The following is a 14,172-nucleotide window of genomic DNA, read 5'->3' on the forward strand; positions in this document are numbered from 1 at the left end:
CCCGCATCGCCCCCTTCGCGAGCAAGCCCGCTCCCACATTGGATCTGGGGCGTTCACAAATCCCCTTGTGGGAGCGGGCTTGCTCGCGAAGACGGTTTATCAGGCGACAGAGATATCACCTTCACCCGCCAACCGCCGATTCAACTGAAACCGCCACCGCACATACAACAAGGCCGAGCAGAACACCGCCACGCTCGCTGCCATTTCCAGCACGCCGAACCATTGCCGGCTCGGGTCATAGACCGCCAGCGCGCCCTTGATGAAGTACAGGTTCACCACGAAGCACATCCACGAATGCCCGCGGGCGCTGCCGCTGAGCATGCCCGGCGCCAGGATCAGCAGCGGCACCAGCTCGATCAGCAGGATCACCCAGGGCCGGGCGCCGTGCAGGTCGGCGATCAACAGGTAATAAGCGCTGAGCAACCCCACCAGGCTGAAATAGCACAGCAGGCTGAGAATCCGGGCGATGCGCACACGCGGTTCCAGCCACGGGATGGGCGGCAGGATCTTCGGCTTCTTAGCCACGGCCCTTCTCCAGTAATTGCGCGGTTTTCGCCAGGCGCGAGCCCAGTGCCCGGCATAGCGTGATTTCATGCTCGTTCAAGCCGCTCTTGCCATCGGCCCCGGCGTGATGGCTTGGGCCATAAGGTGTGCCGCCGCCCTGGGTGTCGATCAGCGCCGATTCGCTGTAGGGCAGGCCGGTGATCAGCATGCCGTGGTGCAGCAGTGGCAGCATCATCGACAACAAGGTGGTTTCCTGGCCGCCGTGCAGGCTCGCGGTGGAGGTGAAGACCCCGGCCGGCTTGCCCACCAGGGCTCCGGTCAACCAGAGATTACTGGTGCCGTCGAGGAAATACTTCAGCGGCGCGGCCATGTTGCCGAAACGGGTCGGGCTGCCCAGGGCCAGGCCGGCGCAGTTCTTCAAGTCATCGAGGGTGGCGTACAGCGGGCCTTGTTCGGGGATGTCCGGGGAAACGGCTTCGCATTCGGTGGAAACCGCCGGCACTGTGCGCAGCCTGGCTTCCAGCCCGGCCTGCTCGACGCCACGGGCGATCTGCCGGGCCATCTCGTTGGTGGCGCCACCGCGGCTGTAATACAACACCAGGATGTACGGTGTGCTCACGGCAGGATCTCCAGGATTTTCTCCGGTGGCCGACCGATCACGGCCTTGTCAGCGGTTTCCAGGATCGGCCGTTCCATGAGTTTCGGGTGGGCGGCGATGGCGGCGACCAGCTGGGCCTGGCTCAGGCTTTCGTCGGCCAAGTCGAGGCTTTTGTATTCGTCCTCGCCGGTGCGCAGCAATTGCCGGGCACTGATACCGAGCTTGCCCAGCAGGCGTTCGAGCTGAGCGGCGTCGAGCGGGGTTTCCAGGTAACGGACCACGGTGGGCGTCAGGCCCCGGGCCTCCAACAGTTCCAGCGCACCGCGGGATTTGGAGCAGCGCGGGTTGTGATAAAGCGTCAGATCAGTCATGAGCGGGTCGCATCTTGCGTAAGGTGGCGGCTATTCTACTGTGCCGCGAGGCCCCAGGCACCCGATGGAGGCAATGGGTCGCGGCGACTCACTTTCAGACAAGGATTGGCAGATGGCAAGGCGATTGACGGCGGCACTGATATTCATGGGCATTTTATTGCTCGCCGGCTGCGGCAACGACTACGGGGTGGACCAGAACGGCCAGGCCATCGCCTCGCAACGGCTGGACAAGCAATGGCTGGTGCTCAACTACTGGGCGGAGTGGTGCGCGCCGTGCCGCACTGAAATACCGGAATTCAACGCCCTGGCCGAACAACTCAAGGGCCGCAACATCGGCGTGTTCGGGGTCAATTTCGACCAAGTGCAGGGCGAGGAACTCAAGGGCGCCAGCGACAAGATGGGCATCCGCTTCACCGTGCTTGCCCGGGACCCGGCCGAGATCTTCGACCTGCCACGCAGCGAAGGGCTGCCGGTGACGTACATCATCGACAACCAGGGTAAGCTGCGCGAGCAATTGCTGGGCGAGCAGACTGCGGCGGGCGTGATGGCGAAGCTCGAGGCGTTGCAGGCGCTCAAGTGATTCCTATGTGACGTGGAGGCTTTTTGTGAGGATGAGCGCTTTTGTGGCGAGGGAGCTTGCTCCCGCTGGGCTGCGCAGCAGGCCCCTGCATTCTGTCTGATGTATCAAAGTGACGGATGCATCCGGGGGCCGCTTCGCAACCCAGCGGGAGCAAGCTCCCTCGCCACAGGGTTAACCCTGTCCCTGGTCCAAACAGGTGTGTCTGGAGGGCTCAGGTCTCAGCCTTCCTCCAACCACCAACGCAGCGGCTTGCCCTGGGCCGGCCAGAAGCGCATCTGCTCGATGGGCGAGACGTCCCAGCGTTCGACCTTTTCCAGGGCCTGCAAAAAGCGCGACTCCTGCTCCATCACGGCCGGGGCGCAGCGTTTTCGGGTGCTGCCGATCTTGCCGAAGCTCAAGCGGTGGCCTTCCAGGGTGTAAGGCGCGAACCAGTGATTGCAGCCAGCGTTGCCATAGGCTCGGCCATCATCGCCAAGGGTGATGGTCAGGTGGCTGTAGTCCATCAGCGGGCGCTCGCCGATCCATTCCAGGATATAGCTGCGGTTCTGTTGCAACTGCACCGGTTCGGCGGCGCAGCCCAGCAGGCTCATGCCGATCAATGCGCACAGGGCCAGACGTTTCATCAAGCGGCTTCCTGGCATTTCGGGCACAGATGTTTTTCACCCACGCTGCTCCAGCCCAACTCGGCGATGCGGGCACTGGCGGCGGGTTTTTCAGCCTTGACGCCGAGCTTGGCGTCGACGGCGAATTCGAAGCTCAGGGTCTTGGCGCAGCCGTCGCAGTTGACCTGCCAGGTATGGATCGCCAGTTCGCCGAACACCGGGCCGGTGGTCATGGCGGTCCATTGACCCATGGGCTTGAGCAGATGGCGAACCGTGTCCACGGTCAGGCGCATGGACAGGTCCTTGCTGCCCTTCAAGGTCACGAGCAGTACATCGTTGGCCTGGATCGAGCCGCCATTGCCGGTGACCTGATAGCGGCCCGGCGCCAGGGCGCGGACTTCGGTCAGGGTGTGCTGCGGGTTCATCAGGGTGTAGCGGAAATCGTGTTCGGCCATGGGTCCTCCAAATAGGCGCGATATGCTAGCACGGGGGATGGGTTGGGGCGGTCTGGATGCGACGAACTCCCCTTGTGGGAGCGGGCTTGCTCGCGAAGGCGGTGTGTCAGCCACTCATTTGTTGACTAAGGCGCCGCTTTCGCGAGCAAGCCCGCTCCCACAGGTTTTTGTGGTGATTGAAAGACTGAATCAGCTTTCCACCAGATTCTGCGGTGCGCCAGCCACCCAGGCGGCGATGTTATCCAGGGTGGTCCTGGCAATAGCCGCCAACGCTTCATGGGTCAGGAAGGCTTGGTGAGCGGTAACGATCACGTTGGGAAAGGTCAGTAGCCGCGCCAGCACGTCGTCCTGCAAGGGCTGGTCGGAACGGTCCTGGAAAAACAGCTGGGCTTCCTCCTCGTACACGTCCAGGCCGAGATAGCCCAAGCGGCCGCTTTTCAAGGCCTCGATCAAGGCGGGAGTGTCCACCAGTCCGCCGCGTCCGGTGTTGATCAGCATGGCGCCGCGTTGCATGGCGGCCAGGGAGCGTGCGTTGATCAGATGGCGGCTCTGTTCGTTGAGCGGGCAGTGCAGGCTGATGATCTGCGCTTGTGCCAGCAGATCGGCCAAGGGCAGGTAGCGGGCGCCCAAGGCTTCGACCTGCGGATTGGGGTAGGGGTCGTAGGCCAGCAAGCGGCAGCCGAAGCCGGCCATGATCCGGGCGAAGGTTGCGCCGATCTGCCCGGTGCCCACCACGCCGACTGTCTTGCCCACCAGGTCGAAACCGGTCAGCCCATGGAGGCTGAAGTTGCCGTCCCGGGTGCGGTTGTAGGCGCGATGCAGGCAACGGTTGAGGGCCATGATCAATGCCACCGCATGCTCGGCCACCGCGTGGGGCGAGTAGGCCGGCACCCGGACGATGTTCAATCCCAGGCGCCTGGCCGCGCCCAGGTCGACATGGTTGTAGCCGGCCGAGCGCAGCGCGATCAACCGGGTCCCGCCGCGCGCCAACCGCTCCAACACTGGGGCGCCGAGGTCGTCATTAATGAAAGCACACACCACTTCATGCCGTTCGGCCAAGGTCACGGTGTCCAGGTCCAGCCGTGCCGGCTGGAATTGAAGCTCCAGGCCTGCGGGTTTCGGTGCCTGGGTGAAACTGTCGCGGTCGTAGGTCTGGCTGCTGAAAAAAATCACCCGCATGACGGCCTCCTGCTGTGGGATGGGCCCAGCTTACCCGTGATGGGCGCCGCGGTTATTGCGCTGGATCAGGCGCTGATGCGGGCCTCGCTGGCGAGCCGGTCGATGGCGCGTTCCAGGTCTTCCAGGGCGGCAGCGGCTTTCGGGTCCTGCTGCTTGAGCAGGGTCTCGCTGCGCTGGCAGGCCGCCCGCAGCTGCGGCACACCGCAGTAGCGCGTGGCGCCGTGCAGGCGGTGGACCCGTTCGATCAGGGCGTTGTGATCGTTGGCCTCGCTGGCCTGGCGGATCGCTTCGCGGTCGGCTTCCAGGGACGCCAGCAACATCGCCAGCATGTCCGCCGCCAGGTCGGCCTTGCCGGCGGCCAGACGCAGGCCTTCTTCATGATCAAGCACCAGCAGTTCGCTGCTTCCCTGGTTCTCGTTGCCGCGTTCCGGCGACTGGTTGCGCAAGGCCAGTCCGGTCCATTTGAGCACCACCTGGGCCAGTTGCCGTTCGCTGATGGGTTTGGTCAGGTAGTCGTCCATGCCGCTTTGCAGCAAGGCGCGCTTTTCATTGGCCATGGCATGGGCGGTGAGGGCGACAATCGGCAGCGGCGTGCAGTGTCGTTCGCTTTCCCACTGGCGGATCGCCTCGGTGCTCTGGCGTCCGTCCATGCCGGGCATCTGCACGTCCATCAACACCAGGTCGAAGGTTTCCTTCTGCACGGCCTTGACCGCCGCATAGCCGCTTTCTACCGCGAGCACCTTGGCGCCCATGTCTTCGAGCAGCGTCTGCACCAGTAGCAGGTTTGCGGGATTGTCGTCCACGCACAGTACTTTGGGCGCACGGCTGGCTACCGGTTCGCTGGGTTCGCTGCGGGGCGGGCGCGGGTTGACCAGGTCGGACAGCGAGCGGCGCAACTTGCGGGTACAGGCCGGCTTGGCCTGCAACTGGCTGTGAGGGTTGGGGACCGAGAGGTGGTAGAGCGTCTGTTCGGTGGTGGGGCACAGCACCAGCACTTTGCAGCCCAGGTGTTCGAGGTCCCAGATGTGCTGGTTGAGGCGTTCCGGCGGCATGTCGTTGCTGGTGATGCCGAGCACGGCCAGGTCAATCGCCTGATCGGTCTGGTGGGCGATGGTCACGCCGTTGGTCAGGTTCTCCAGGGAGTTGAACGGGGTCACTTGCAAGCCGCAGTCTTCCAGTTGGTGCTGCAAGGCCTGGCGCGCCAGTTCGTGGTTTTCCAGCACTGCGACGCGGCGGCCCAGCAGCGGTGGGCCGGGCAGGTCCTCGGCGTCGTCGCGGGTCTTGGGCAGGCGCAGGCTGATCCAGAATTCCGAGCCTTCGCCCGGTGTACTGTCGACGCCGATCTCACCGCCCATCTGTTCCACCAACCGTTTGGAAATCACCAGGCCCAGGCCGGTGCCGCCCGGCTGCCGGGACAACGAGTTATCAGCCTGGCTGAACGCCTGGAACAATGCCCGTACATCCTGGTTGGACAGGCCGATGCCGGTGTCCTGGACGCTGATGCGCAGTTGCACGCTGTCCTCGTGTTCGTCTTCGAGCATGGCGCGGGCGACGATGGTGCCCTCGCGGGTGAACTTGATGGCATTGCTCACCAGATTGGTGAGGATCTGCTTGAGCCGCAGCGGATCGCCCACCAGCGACAATGGCGTGTCGCGGTAGACCAGGCTCACCAGCTCCAGCTGCTTGGCATGGGCTGCAGGGGCGAGGATGGTCAGGGTGTCCTGCAACAGGTCCCGCAGGTTGAACGGAATGCTGTCGAGCACCAGCTTGCCGGCCTCGATCTTCGAGAAATCGAGGATCTCGTTGATGATCCCCAACAGGCTGTCGGCGGATTTTTCAATGGTGCCCAGGTAGTCGAGCTGGCGCGGGGTCAGCTCGCTTTTCTGCAATAGATGGGTAAAGCCGAGGATGCCGTTGAGCGGGGTGCGGATTTCATGGCTCATGTTCGCCAGGAACTCGGATTTGATCCGGCTCGCTTCCAGGGCTTCTTTGCGCGCCAGGTCGAGCTCGATGTTCTGGATCTCGATGGTTTCCAGGTTCTGGCGCACGTCTTCGGTGGCCTGGTCGATGCTGTGCTGCAATTCTTCCTGGGCGTTCTGCAAGGTGCCGGCCATGCGATTGATGCCCGAGGCCAGTTCGTCCAGCTCCTGGCTGCCCAACGGTGGCAGGCGGGTTTCCAGGTGGCCGTCCTTGAGTTGCGCCACGGCTTGCTTGATCTGGCTCAGCGGTCGGTTGATCGTGCGGCCCATGCGCAGGGCCAGCAAAGCGGTCAGGCCCAGGCCGGCGGCGATCAGCAGCAGGCTGGCGAACAGGCTGCGGTAACCGCGCAACAACATGCCGCTGTGGGACAACTCCAGCTCGACCCAACCCAGCAGGCGGTCGGCTTCTTCGGGAATCAGCTCGCCGGCCAGGTTGCGATGCTTGCCGAACACCGGCAGCAGGTAGCGTGTGGCGTCATTACCGGTGCGTTGCAACAGCTGGGCGCTGTTGCCCTCCGGTGCCCGGTTGAGCATGGTCGGCCCGGCATGGGCCAGCGGCGTGCGGTCGGGTGCGAGAAACGTCACGGCGCGCACGTCGGTCTGCTCCAGCGATTGGGTAGCGACGCGCTCCAGCAGTTCGGTGTCCTGGCGGCTCAGGGCGGGGGCGACGAGCGGGGCCAGCTGCTCGGCGATCATCTCACCACGTTGCAGCAACTGAGCATGCAGGTCCGATTGCTGCATCCAGGTGAAATAGCCGCCCAGGACCAGTGCCATCAGGCTGGTCGGCAACAGGGTCAGCAACAGCACTCGGCCTTTGATTCCCAGTTTCTTGAGCACGCTTGTCTCCTGCATCCAGCGATCTGATTGAGCTTGCGCGCATCCGGCACGCAATACTTGCGCAGTGTAGCGACTTGCAGGCGGGCAATCTTCGTAAAATTCAAGTCGCGGTGCATCCGTCTCGCCATGCATCTTTGCAAAGCGCCAAGCGGCGGTTGCCTCTGGGAGGCCGATCTTGAATAATCGCTCAACTGAGAATTATTTGCAGATAATCATGAATCCCACTTCCACGCCTTCTCCGCGCATCCTGTCCATCGAAGACGATCCCGTGCTGGGCGCCTATGTGCATGAGCACCTGGGCAGTAGCGGCTTTGACGTGACCTGGTGCCAGAATGGCCAGGAAGGCCTGGACATTGCCTATCGCCAGGCTTTCGACGTCGTGTTGATGGACATCCTGCTGCCGGGCCTGGACGGCCTCGCGGTGCTGACCCGTCTGCGCCAGCGGCAGTCGACACCCGTGTTGCTGATGTCGGCCCTGGGCGCCGAAGCGGATCGCATCAGTGGCTTTCGCCTCGGTGCCGATGATTACTTGCCCAAGCCTTTCAGCATGCTCGAGCTGCATGTGCGCATCGAGGCCATTCTGCGCCGTGTCGCCCTGGACCGGCGCCCGGCATCGGCGCCAATCGCCCATCAAGTCATGGATCTGGAGTTTGATGAGCAACGCTGTGATGTACAGGTTGCCGGACAGTGGGCCGGGCTGACCCGCAGTGAATACCGCTTGCTGGAGGTCCTGTATCGCAGCGGCGATGAAGTGTTGAGCAAGGCCTTTCTTTATCAGCATGTTTTGCAACGCGGTTACGCCCCTCACGACCGCAGCCTGGATATGCACGTCAGCCAGATTCGTCGCAAGCTCAAGGCGATCGGTTACACCGCTCGGCAAGTGCGTACGGTCTGGGGCAAGGGCTATGTGCTGGGGCTCGACGATGAGGTGGTCTGATCTGCCGGGAAGGCACTCGCTGTTCTGGAAGCTGGCATGCCTGTTGGTAGCGTTCTGTCTGCTGATGATCTGGCTGAGCTGGTCCTGGGGGCGCTACATGGAAGTGCGCAACCAGTTTCTCTCGGATGAAGCCCGCCGCACCCTGAGCCGTTATGCCGCCGAGGCCGAACAGGCCTGGTATGCGGGCCAGCAAGCGGGCGTCGAGCACTGGTTGCAAGGCATGCAACAGCGTGAAACGAGTTGGGTTGGCGTGATTGGCTGTGATTTGCAATCCCTGGGGGATCGCCCGCTGACCGACAGCGAAATCCAGCGCCTGACCTTCTTGCGCGGCCTCGACTGGCCGATCCACAAGAAGGGCCGCCCATGGCTGCGGGTGCCGTTTCCCGGTGACCCGTCCGCCGGCAGCCTGGTGATCGAACTGCCCGAGCGTTTCCTGCCGGGGCAGTACCGGGTGTTCTGGCGCGTGATCACCAATGGCGTGATTCCCGGGCTGTTCACGTTGCTGCTGTGTGTCGGTCTGTATCGCCTGCTGGTGGTGCCGCTCAACCAGCTGCGCGAGCAGGCCAACGCCTGGCGGGCCGATCAGTTGAATGTGCGCCTGTCCAGCCACACCACCAACCGGACCGATGAACTGGGCGAGCTGGGTCGTGCCTTCGATCACATGTCTGAGCGCCTGCAATCCACGGTTGCCCTGCAACAACAATTGTTACGCAACCTGTCCCATGAACTGCGCACGCCGCTCAGCCGCTTGCAGGTGGCGAGCGAAGGTGAACAGGATCTGGTCCGGCTGCGCGAACGCATTGCCCGGGAAGTCGCCGGCATGCAACGACTGGTGGACGACACGTTGCAACTGGCCTGGCTCGACACCGAGCGCGCCCTGTTGCCGGCCGAAGCCATCCAGATCCAGGCTCTGTGGGAAATGCTCACGGAAAATGCCAGTTATGAAAGCGGCTGGCCCGCGGCCCAGATGCGTTGTGCGGTGGATGCCGAATGCTGGGTCCTGGGCAATCTCAACACGCTGGCCCAGGCCTTGGAAAATGTCCTGCGCAATGCCATCCGCCACTCGCCGCCCGGCGGCATCGTACGGCTGGACGGTCGGCGCGACGGCCAGTTCTGGCTCCTGTGGTTGGAGGATGAAGGGGGTGGGGTGGCCGAGCAGGACCTGCAGCGTATTTTCGATCCCTTTACCCGCCTCGATGGCTCCCGTCCGGGGGACGGTGGTTTTGGGTTGGGCTTGAGCATCGCGTGCAATGCGGTGAGGCGCCAGGGCGGGCGGATGTGGGCGCAAAATGCGGGGAAGGGGCTGCGCCTTAACCTGCGTTTAACCGCCACTGATCCCCCGTGGCGGCCTCCAGCGCCTTATTCCCATAAACCATAACAACCGCACTTTGCGTGATATGGCCTGGCAAGGTTTGCCGGTATGATAGGCGCCCCCGCAGTCCGGATTGCGAATACGCCATGACTTTGCAGTACCCCACCATCGCCGATTGCGTCGGCAACACGCCGCTGGTCCGCTTGCAGCGCTTGCCCGGCGCCACCAGCAATACGCTTCTGCTCAAGCTCGAAGGGAACAACCCGGCGGGTTCGGTCAAGGACCGGCCGGCGCTGTCGATGATCACCCGCGCCGAACTGCGCGGGCAGATCCAGCCCGGTGACACGCTGATCGAGGCGACCTCCGGCAACACCGGTATCGCCCTGGCGATGGCGGCGGCGATCAAGGGCTATAAGATGGTCTTGATCATGCCGGACAATTCCAGCGCCGAACGCAAGGCCGCGATGACCGCCTACGGCGCCGAGTTGATTCTGGTCACCCAGGAGCAAGGCATGGAAGGCGCCCGGGACCTGGCCGAGCGCCTGCAGGCCGAGGGCCGTGGCAAAGTGCTCGACCAGTTCGCCAACGGCGACAATCCCGAGGCCCACTACACCAGCACCGGCCCCGAGATCTGGCGTCAGACCGGCGGCACCATTACTCATTTCGTCAGTTCGATGGGCACCACCGGCACCATCATGGGCACCTCGCGCTATCTGAAAGAACAGAACCCGGACGTGCAGATCGTCGGCCTGCAGCCGATGGAAGGCGCGGCCATCCCCGGCATCCGTCGCTGGCCCGAAGAGTATCTGCCGAAGATCTACCAGGCCGATCGCGTGGACCGCATCATCGACATGGCCCAGGCCGAAGCCGAGGACGTGACCCGGCGCCTGGCGCGCGAGGAGGGCATCTTCTGTGGCGTGTCCTCGGGCGGTGCCGTGGCGGGGATGCTGCGCCTGTCGAAGGAAGTTGAAAACGCGGTGATCGTCGCGATCATCTGCGACCGCGGCGACCGCTACCTGTCGACCGGCATTTTCGACGCACCCAACTGATGGCCAAGCAAGAGAGAGGCCTGCGCTTCCAGCCCAGCGGCGGAAGCCGGGCCCCGCAAGTGCCCACCGGTAAAAAGCAGCGGCTGATCATCGAACGCCTCTCCAGCGATGGGCGCGGCATCGGCTTTGTCGATGGACGCACCTGGTTCGTCATCGGTGCCCTGGCCGGCGAAGAGGTCGAGGCGCGGGTGTTGGGTGCCCATGGCAAAGTGGTCGAAGCCCGCACCGAAAGGGTGTTCCTGCCCAGCGAACTGCGTCGTCCGGCACCGTGCATCCATGCCGGTCGCTGTGGCGGTTGCAGCGTCCAGCATTTGCCCCACGCCGAACAACTTGCCCTGAAACAGCGCATGCTCGCCGAGCAGTTGTCGCGGGTGGCCGGCGTCGAGCCGGATGAGTGGGCCGAGCCGTTGAGCGGGCCAGAGTTAGGTTACCGGCGGCGCGCCCGCGTGGCGGTGCGCTGGGACCAGAAGGCGAAAAAACTCGAGGTGGGCTTTCGCGCTGTTGGCAGCCAGGACATCGTCGCCATCGGCGAGTGCCCGGTGCTGGTACAGCCCTTGCAGCCGATCATGAGCGGCCTGCCGGACATGCTTCGGCGCTTGAGCAAACCCCAGGCGCTGGGTCATGTGGAATTGTTCGCCGGTTCGTCCCAGGCGGTCCTGCTGCGGCACATGGCGCCATTGTCGGAAGCCGACCTGACGATCCTCAAGGATTTCTGCGCCTCTCATCAGGCCCAGCTGTGGCTGCACGGCGAGGGCGAGCCGCAACCGGTCGATCCGGGACAATCCCTGGGCTATCGCCTGGATACCTGGCATCTGGAACTGGCTTACCGCCCGGGGGATTTCGTCCAGGTGAACGCCGGCGTCAACGAGGCGATGATTGCCCAAGCGCTGCAATGGCTTGCCCCGCAGCCCGAGGAGCGGGTACTGGATCTGTTCTGCGGCCTGGGCAACTTCGCCCTGCCGCTGGCCAGCCAGGTGCGCCAGGTGGTCGCCGTCGAAGGCGTGCAGACCATGGTCGACCGTGCGGCGGCCAACGCGCTCAGCAACAATTTGCATAACACTGCCTTTTTTCAGGCCGATTTATCCCAGCCTCTGGCGGGTGCCGAATGGATCGGCGAAGGCTTTTCTGCGGTACTCTTGGACCCACCCCGTGACGGTGCTTTCGAGGTGGTGCGCAAGCTGGCGTCCCTGGGCGCCAGACGGTTGGTTTATGTATCGTGCAACCCGGCAACTTTGGCCCGGGACACGGTCGAATTGATCAAGCAGGGCTACCGGTTAAAACGTGCCGGGATTCTCGATATGTTTCCTCAGACGGCGCATGTCGAGGCCATGGCGTTATTTGAAGCGAGCCAGGATGGCTTGTCCGACTGACCCCGTTCGTGCCAATCCGCCACAGCCCTGGGCGGAAACACGGGCACCGAAGGGCAGCGATGTTGACGCATTGAATCTGCGTCGTAGGGAAGGTAAGTAAAGATGGTACAGGTGAGAGCACACCAGCCGATCAACACCGACGGCAGTATCAATCTCGAGGCTTGGCTCGATCACGCGGTCAGTATCGACATGGCACTGGATCGCGAAGCCTTGAAAGCCGCCTGCGAGTTCGCTCGCGAGGCGGAGCAGCAGCACAACGCGGCGAAGAACCTGTGGTCCGAAGGCACCTCGAGTTTCCAGACGGGCCTGGAGATCGCCGAAATCCTCGCAGACCTCAAGCTCGACCAGGATTCGCTGGTGGCTGCCGTGCTTTATCGTGGCGTGCGCGAAGGCCAGATCCAGCTCCCGGTGGTCAGCCAGCGTTTTGGCGCGGTGGTCGCCAAGCTGATCGACGGCGTGCTGCGCATGGCTGCCATCAGCGCCAGTCTCAGCCCGCGTCATTCCATGGTCCTGGGTACCCAGGGCCAGGTGGAAAACCTGCGCAAGATGCTGGTGGCAATGGTCGACGACGTGCGCGTCGCGCTGATCAAGCTGGCCGAACGCACCTGCGCGATCCGCGCGGTGAAAGCCGCCGATGACGAGAAGCGCAATCGCGTCGCCCGCGAGGTGTTCGACATCTATGCACCGCTGGCTCATCGCCTGGGCATCGGTCACATCAAATGGGAGCTGGAGGATTTGTCCTTCCGCTACCTGGAGCCGGACCAGTACAAGCAGATCGCCAAGCTGCTGCACGAGCGGCGCCTGGACCGCGAACGCTTCATCACCGACGTGATGACCCAGTTGCGCGAAGAGTTGCAGGCCACCGGCGTGGAAGCCGACATCAGTGGCCGCGCCAAGCACATCTATTCGATCTGGCGCAAAATGCAGCGCAAGGGCCTGGAATTCAGCCAGATCTACGACGTTCGCGCCGTTCGCGTGCTGGTCCCGGAAATGCGCGACTGCTACACCGCGCTCGGGATTGTCCATACCCTGTGGCGGCACATTCCCAAGGAATTCGACGACTACATCGCCAACCCCAAGGAAAACGGCTATCGCTCGCTGCACACCGCGGTGATCGGTCCCGAGGGCAAGGTGCTGGAAGTGCAGATCCGCACCCACGCCATGCACGAGGAAGCCGAGCTGGGCGTGTGCGCGCACTGGAAATACAAGGGCACCGACGTCAAGTCCAGCTCCAACCATTACGAAGAGAAAATCTCCTGGCTGCGCCAGGTACTCGAATGGCACGAAGAGCTGGGTGACATCGGCGGCCTGGCGGAACAGCTGCGGGTCGATATCGAGCCGGACCGGGTCTATATCTTCACCCCCGACGGTCACGCCATCGACCTGCCCAAGGGCGCGACGCCGCTGGACTTCGCATACCGGGTCCACACCGAGATCGGCCACAACTGCCGTGGCGCCAAGATCAACGGGCGGATCGTGCCGCTCAACTACAGCCTGCAGACCGGTGAGCAGGTCGAGATCATCACCAGCAAGCACGGCACGCCGAGCCGCGACTGGCTGAACCCGAACCTGGGCTACATCACCACGTCGCGGGCGCGGGCGAAAATCGTCCATTGGTTCAAGTTGCAGGCCCGCGACCAGAACGTCGCCGCCGGCAAGACGCTGATCGAGCGCGAACTCAGTCGCCTGGGCCTGCCGCAGGTGGATTTCGACAAGTTGGCCGAAAAGGCCAACATGAAAACCGCCGAAGACATGTTCGCCGCCCTCGGTGCCGGCGACCTGCGCCTGGCGCAACTGGTCAACCTGGCCCAGCAACTGGTGGAGCCGGAACGCGGCAACGAGCAACTGGAACTGATCCCGCGCAAGGCCACCGGCTACAAGCCCGGCAAGCGCGGTGATATCCAGATCCAGGGCGTGGGCAACCTGATGACCCAGATGGCCGGCTGCTGCCAGCCGTTGCCGGGGGATGCGATCGTCGGCTACATCACCCAGGGCCGAGGCGTGAGCATTCACCGCCAGGACTGCGCCTCGGTGCTGCAACTGGCCGGCCGTGAACCGGAGCGGATCATCCAGGTCAGCTGGGGCCCGGTGCCGGTGCTCACCTACCCGGTGGACATCGTCATCCGCGCCTACGATCGCTCCGGCCTGCTGCGTGACGTGTCCCAGGTGTTGCTCAACGAGCGGATCAACGTGCTGGCGGTCAATACTCGCTCGAACAAGGAAGACAACACTGCACTGATGTCCCTGACCATCGAGATTCCGGGTTTGGATGCACTGGGACGGTTGCTGGGGCGGATTTCCCAGTTGCCGAACATCATCGAGACCCGGCGTAATCGGACGCCGGGTTAAGCGCCGGCCCTTATGTGGGAGCGGGCTTGCTCGCGAAAGCGGTGTATCAG

Annotated in this window: 13 protein-coding genes; 6 read left to right on the forward strand and 7 right to left on the reverse strand. The window is 63.6% G+C overall.

Annotation, left to right across the window (positions count from 1 at the left end):
• Positions 1–99 precede the first annotated feature (99 nt).
• Genes RGM2987_RS15110 through arsC form a run of 3 tightly spaced genes read right to left on the reverse strand, consistent with a single transcriptional unit; the run spans position 100 to position 1,473 of the window.
• Positions 100–525: a DUF2069 domain-containing protein gene (locus RGM2987_RS15110; RefSeq protein WP_245142543.1), complete on the reverse strand. Its 426-nt coding sequence runs from the start codon at positions 523–525 to the stop codon at positions 100–102.
• Positions 518–1,123 carry an NAD(P)H:quinone oxidoreductase gene (gene wrbA / locus RGM2987_RS15115; RefSeq protein ID WP_245142547.1) on the reverse strand — a complete coding sequence of 202 codons (606 nt, stop codon included), beginning with the start codon at positions 1,121–1,123 and terminating at the stop codon, positions 518–520. The genes RGM2987_RS15110 and wrbA overlap by 8 nt, the downstream gene beginning before the upstream one ends.
• The gene (arsC, locus tag RGM2987_RS15120; protein ID WP_245142549.1) at positions 1,120–1,473 is read right to left on the reverse strand and encodes an arsenate reductase (glutaredoxin); all 354 of its coding nucleotides are present in this window, start codon (positions 1,471–1,473) and stop codon (positions 1,120–1,122) included. Before arsC ends, wrbA begins: the two co-directional genes overlap by 4 nt.
• A gap of 112 nt (positions 1,474–1,585) precedes the next feature.
• Here arsC and RGM2987_RS15125 point away from each other — a divergent pair, with 112 nt between their 5' ends.
• Complete coding sequence (locus RGM2987_RS15125; RefSeq protein ID WP_245142551.1) at positions 1,586–2,053, forward strand: TlpA disulfide reductase family protein; 468 nt, start codon at positions 1,586–1,588, stop codon at positions 2,051–2,053.
• 218 nt (positions 2,054–2,271) lie between these two features.
• On the opposite strand, the gene RGM2987_RS15130 is transcribed toward RGM2987_RS15125, so the two are convergent.
• The 4 genes from RGM2987_RS15130 to RGM2987_RS15145 form a co-directional block, all read right to left on the reverse strand.
• Complete coding sequence (locus RGM2987_RS15130) at positions 2,272–2,676, reverse strand: META domain-containing protein (RefSeq protein ID WP_245142553.1); 405 nt, start codon at positions 2,674–2,676, stop codon at positions 2,272–2,274.
• Positions 2,676–3,110, reverse strand: a complete 435-nt coding sequence (locus tag RGM2987_RS15135) for a hypothetical protein (protein ID WP_245142556.1) — start codon at positions 3,108–3,110, stop codon at positions 2,676–2,678. Before RGM2987_RS15135 ends, RGM2987_RS15130 begins: the two co-directional genes overlap by 1 nt.
• Positions 3,111–3,299: 189 nt before the next feature.
• Positions 3,300–4,289, reverse strand: a complete 990-nt coding sequence (locus RGM2987_RS15140; protein WP_245142558.1) for a 2-hydroxyacid dehydrogenase — start codon at positions 4,287–4,289, stop codon at positions 3,300–3,302.
• A gap of 65 nt (positions 4,290–4,354) precedes the next feature.
• Positions 4,355–7,105, reverse strand: a complete 2,751-nt coding sequence (locus tag RGM2987_RS15145; RefSeq protein WP_245142560.1) for a response regulator — start codon at positions 7,103–7,105, stop codon at positions 4,355–4,357.
• Positions 7,106–7,319: 214 nt separating this feature from the next.
• Here RGM2987_RS15145 and RGM2987_RS15150 point away from each other — a divergent pair, with 214 nt between their 5' ends.
• From RGM2987_RS15150 to relA, 5 genes are all read left to right on the forward strand, one after another.
• On the forward strand, positions 7,320–8,042 hold the full coding sequence (locus RGM2987_RS15150; protein ID WP_245142562.1) for a response regulator transcription factor: 723 nt from the start codon (positions 7,320–7,322) through the stop codon (positions 8,040–8,042).
• On the forward strand, positions 8,029–9,420 hold the full coding sequence (locus tag RGM2987_RS15155) for a sensor histidine kinase (protein WP_280639935.1): 1,392 nt from the start codon (positions 8,029–8,031) through the stop codon (positions 9,418–9,420). The genes RGM2987_RS15150 and RGM2987_RS15155 overlap by 14 nt, the downstream gene beginning before the upstream one ends.
• Before the next feature lie 80 nt (positions 9,421–9,500).
• The gene (gene cysM / locus RGM2987_RS15160; protein WP_245142565.1) at positions 9,501–10,403 is read left to right on the forward strand and encodes a cysteine synthase CysM; all 903 of its coding nucleotides are present in this window, start codon (positions 9,501–9,503) and stop codon (positions 10,401–10,403) included.
• The gene (rlmD, locus tag RGM2987_RS15165; protein ID WP_245142568.1) at positions 10,403–11,773 is read left to right on the forward strand and encodes a 23S rRNA (uracil(1939)-C(5))-methyltransferase RlmD; all 1,371 of its coding nucleotides are present in this window, start codon (positions 10,403–10,405) and stop codon (positions 11,771–11,773) included. The genes cysM and rlmD overlap by 1 nt, the downstream gene beginning before the upstream one ends.
• Positions 11,774–11,875: 102 nt before the next feature.
• Complete coding sequence (relA, locus tag RGM2987_RS15170) at positions 11,876–14,122, forward strand: GTP diphosphokinase (protein ID WP_245142571.1); 2,247 nt, start codon at positions 11,876–11,878, stop codon at positions 14,120–14,122.
• Positions 14,123–14,172: the final 50 nt, after the last annotated feature.

Origin of the sequence: Pseudomonas sp. RGM2987 (assembly GCF_022952855.1) — a bacterium.
Lineage (GTDB): Bacteria > Pseudomonadota > Gammaproteobacteria > Pseudomonadales > Pseudomonadaceae > Aquipseudomonas.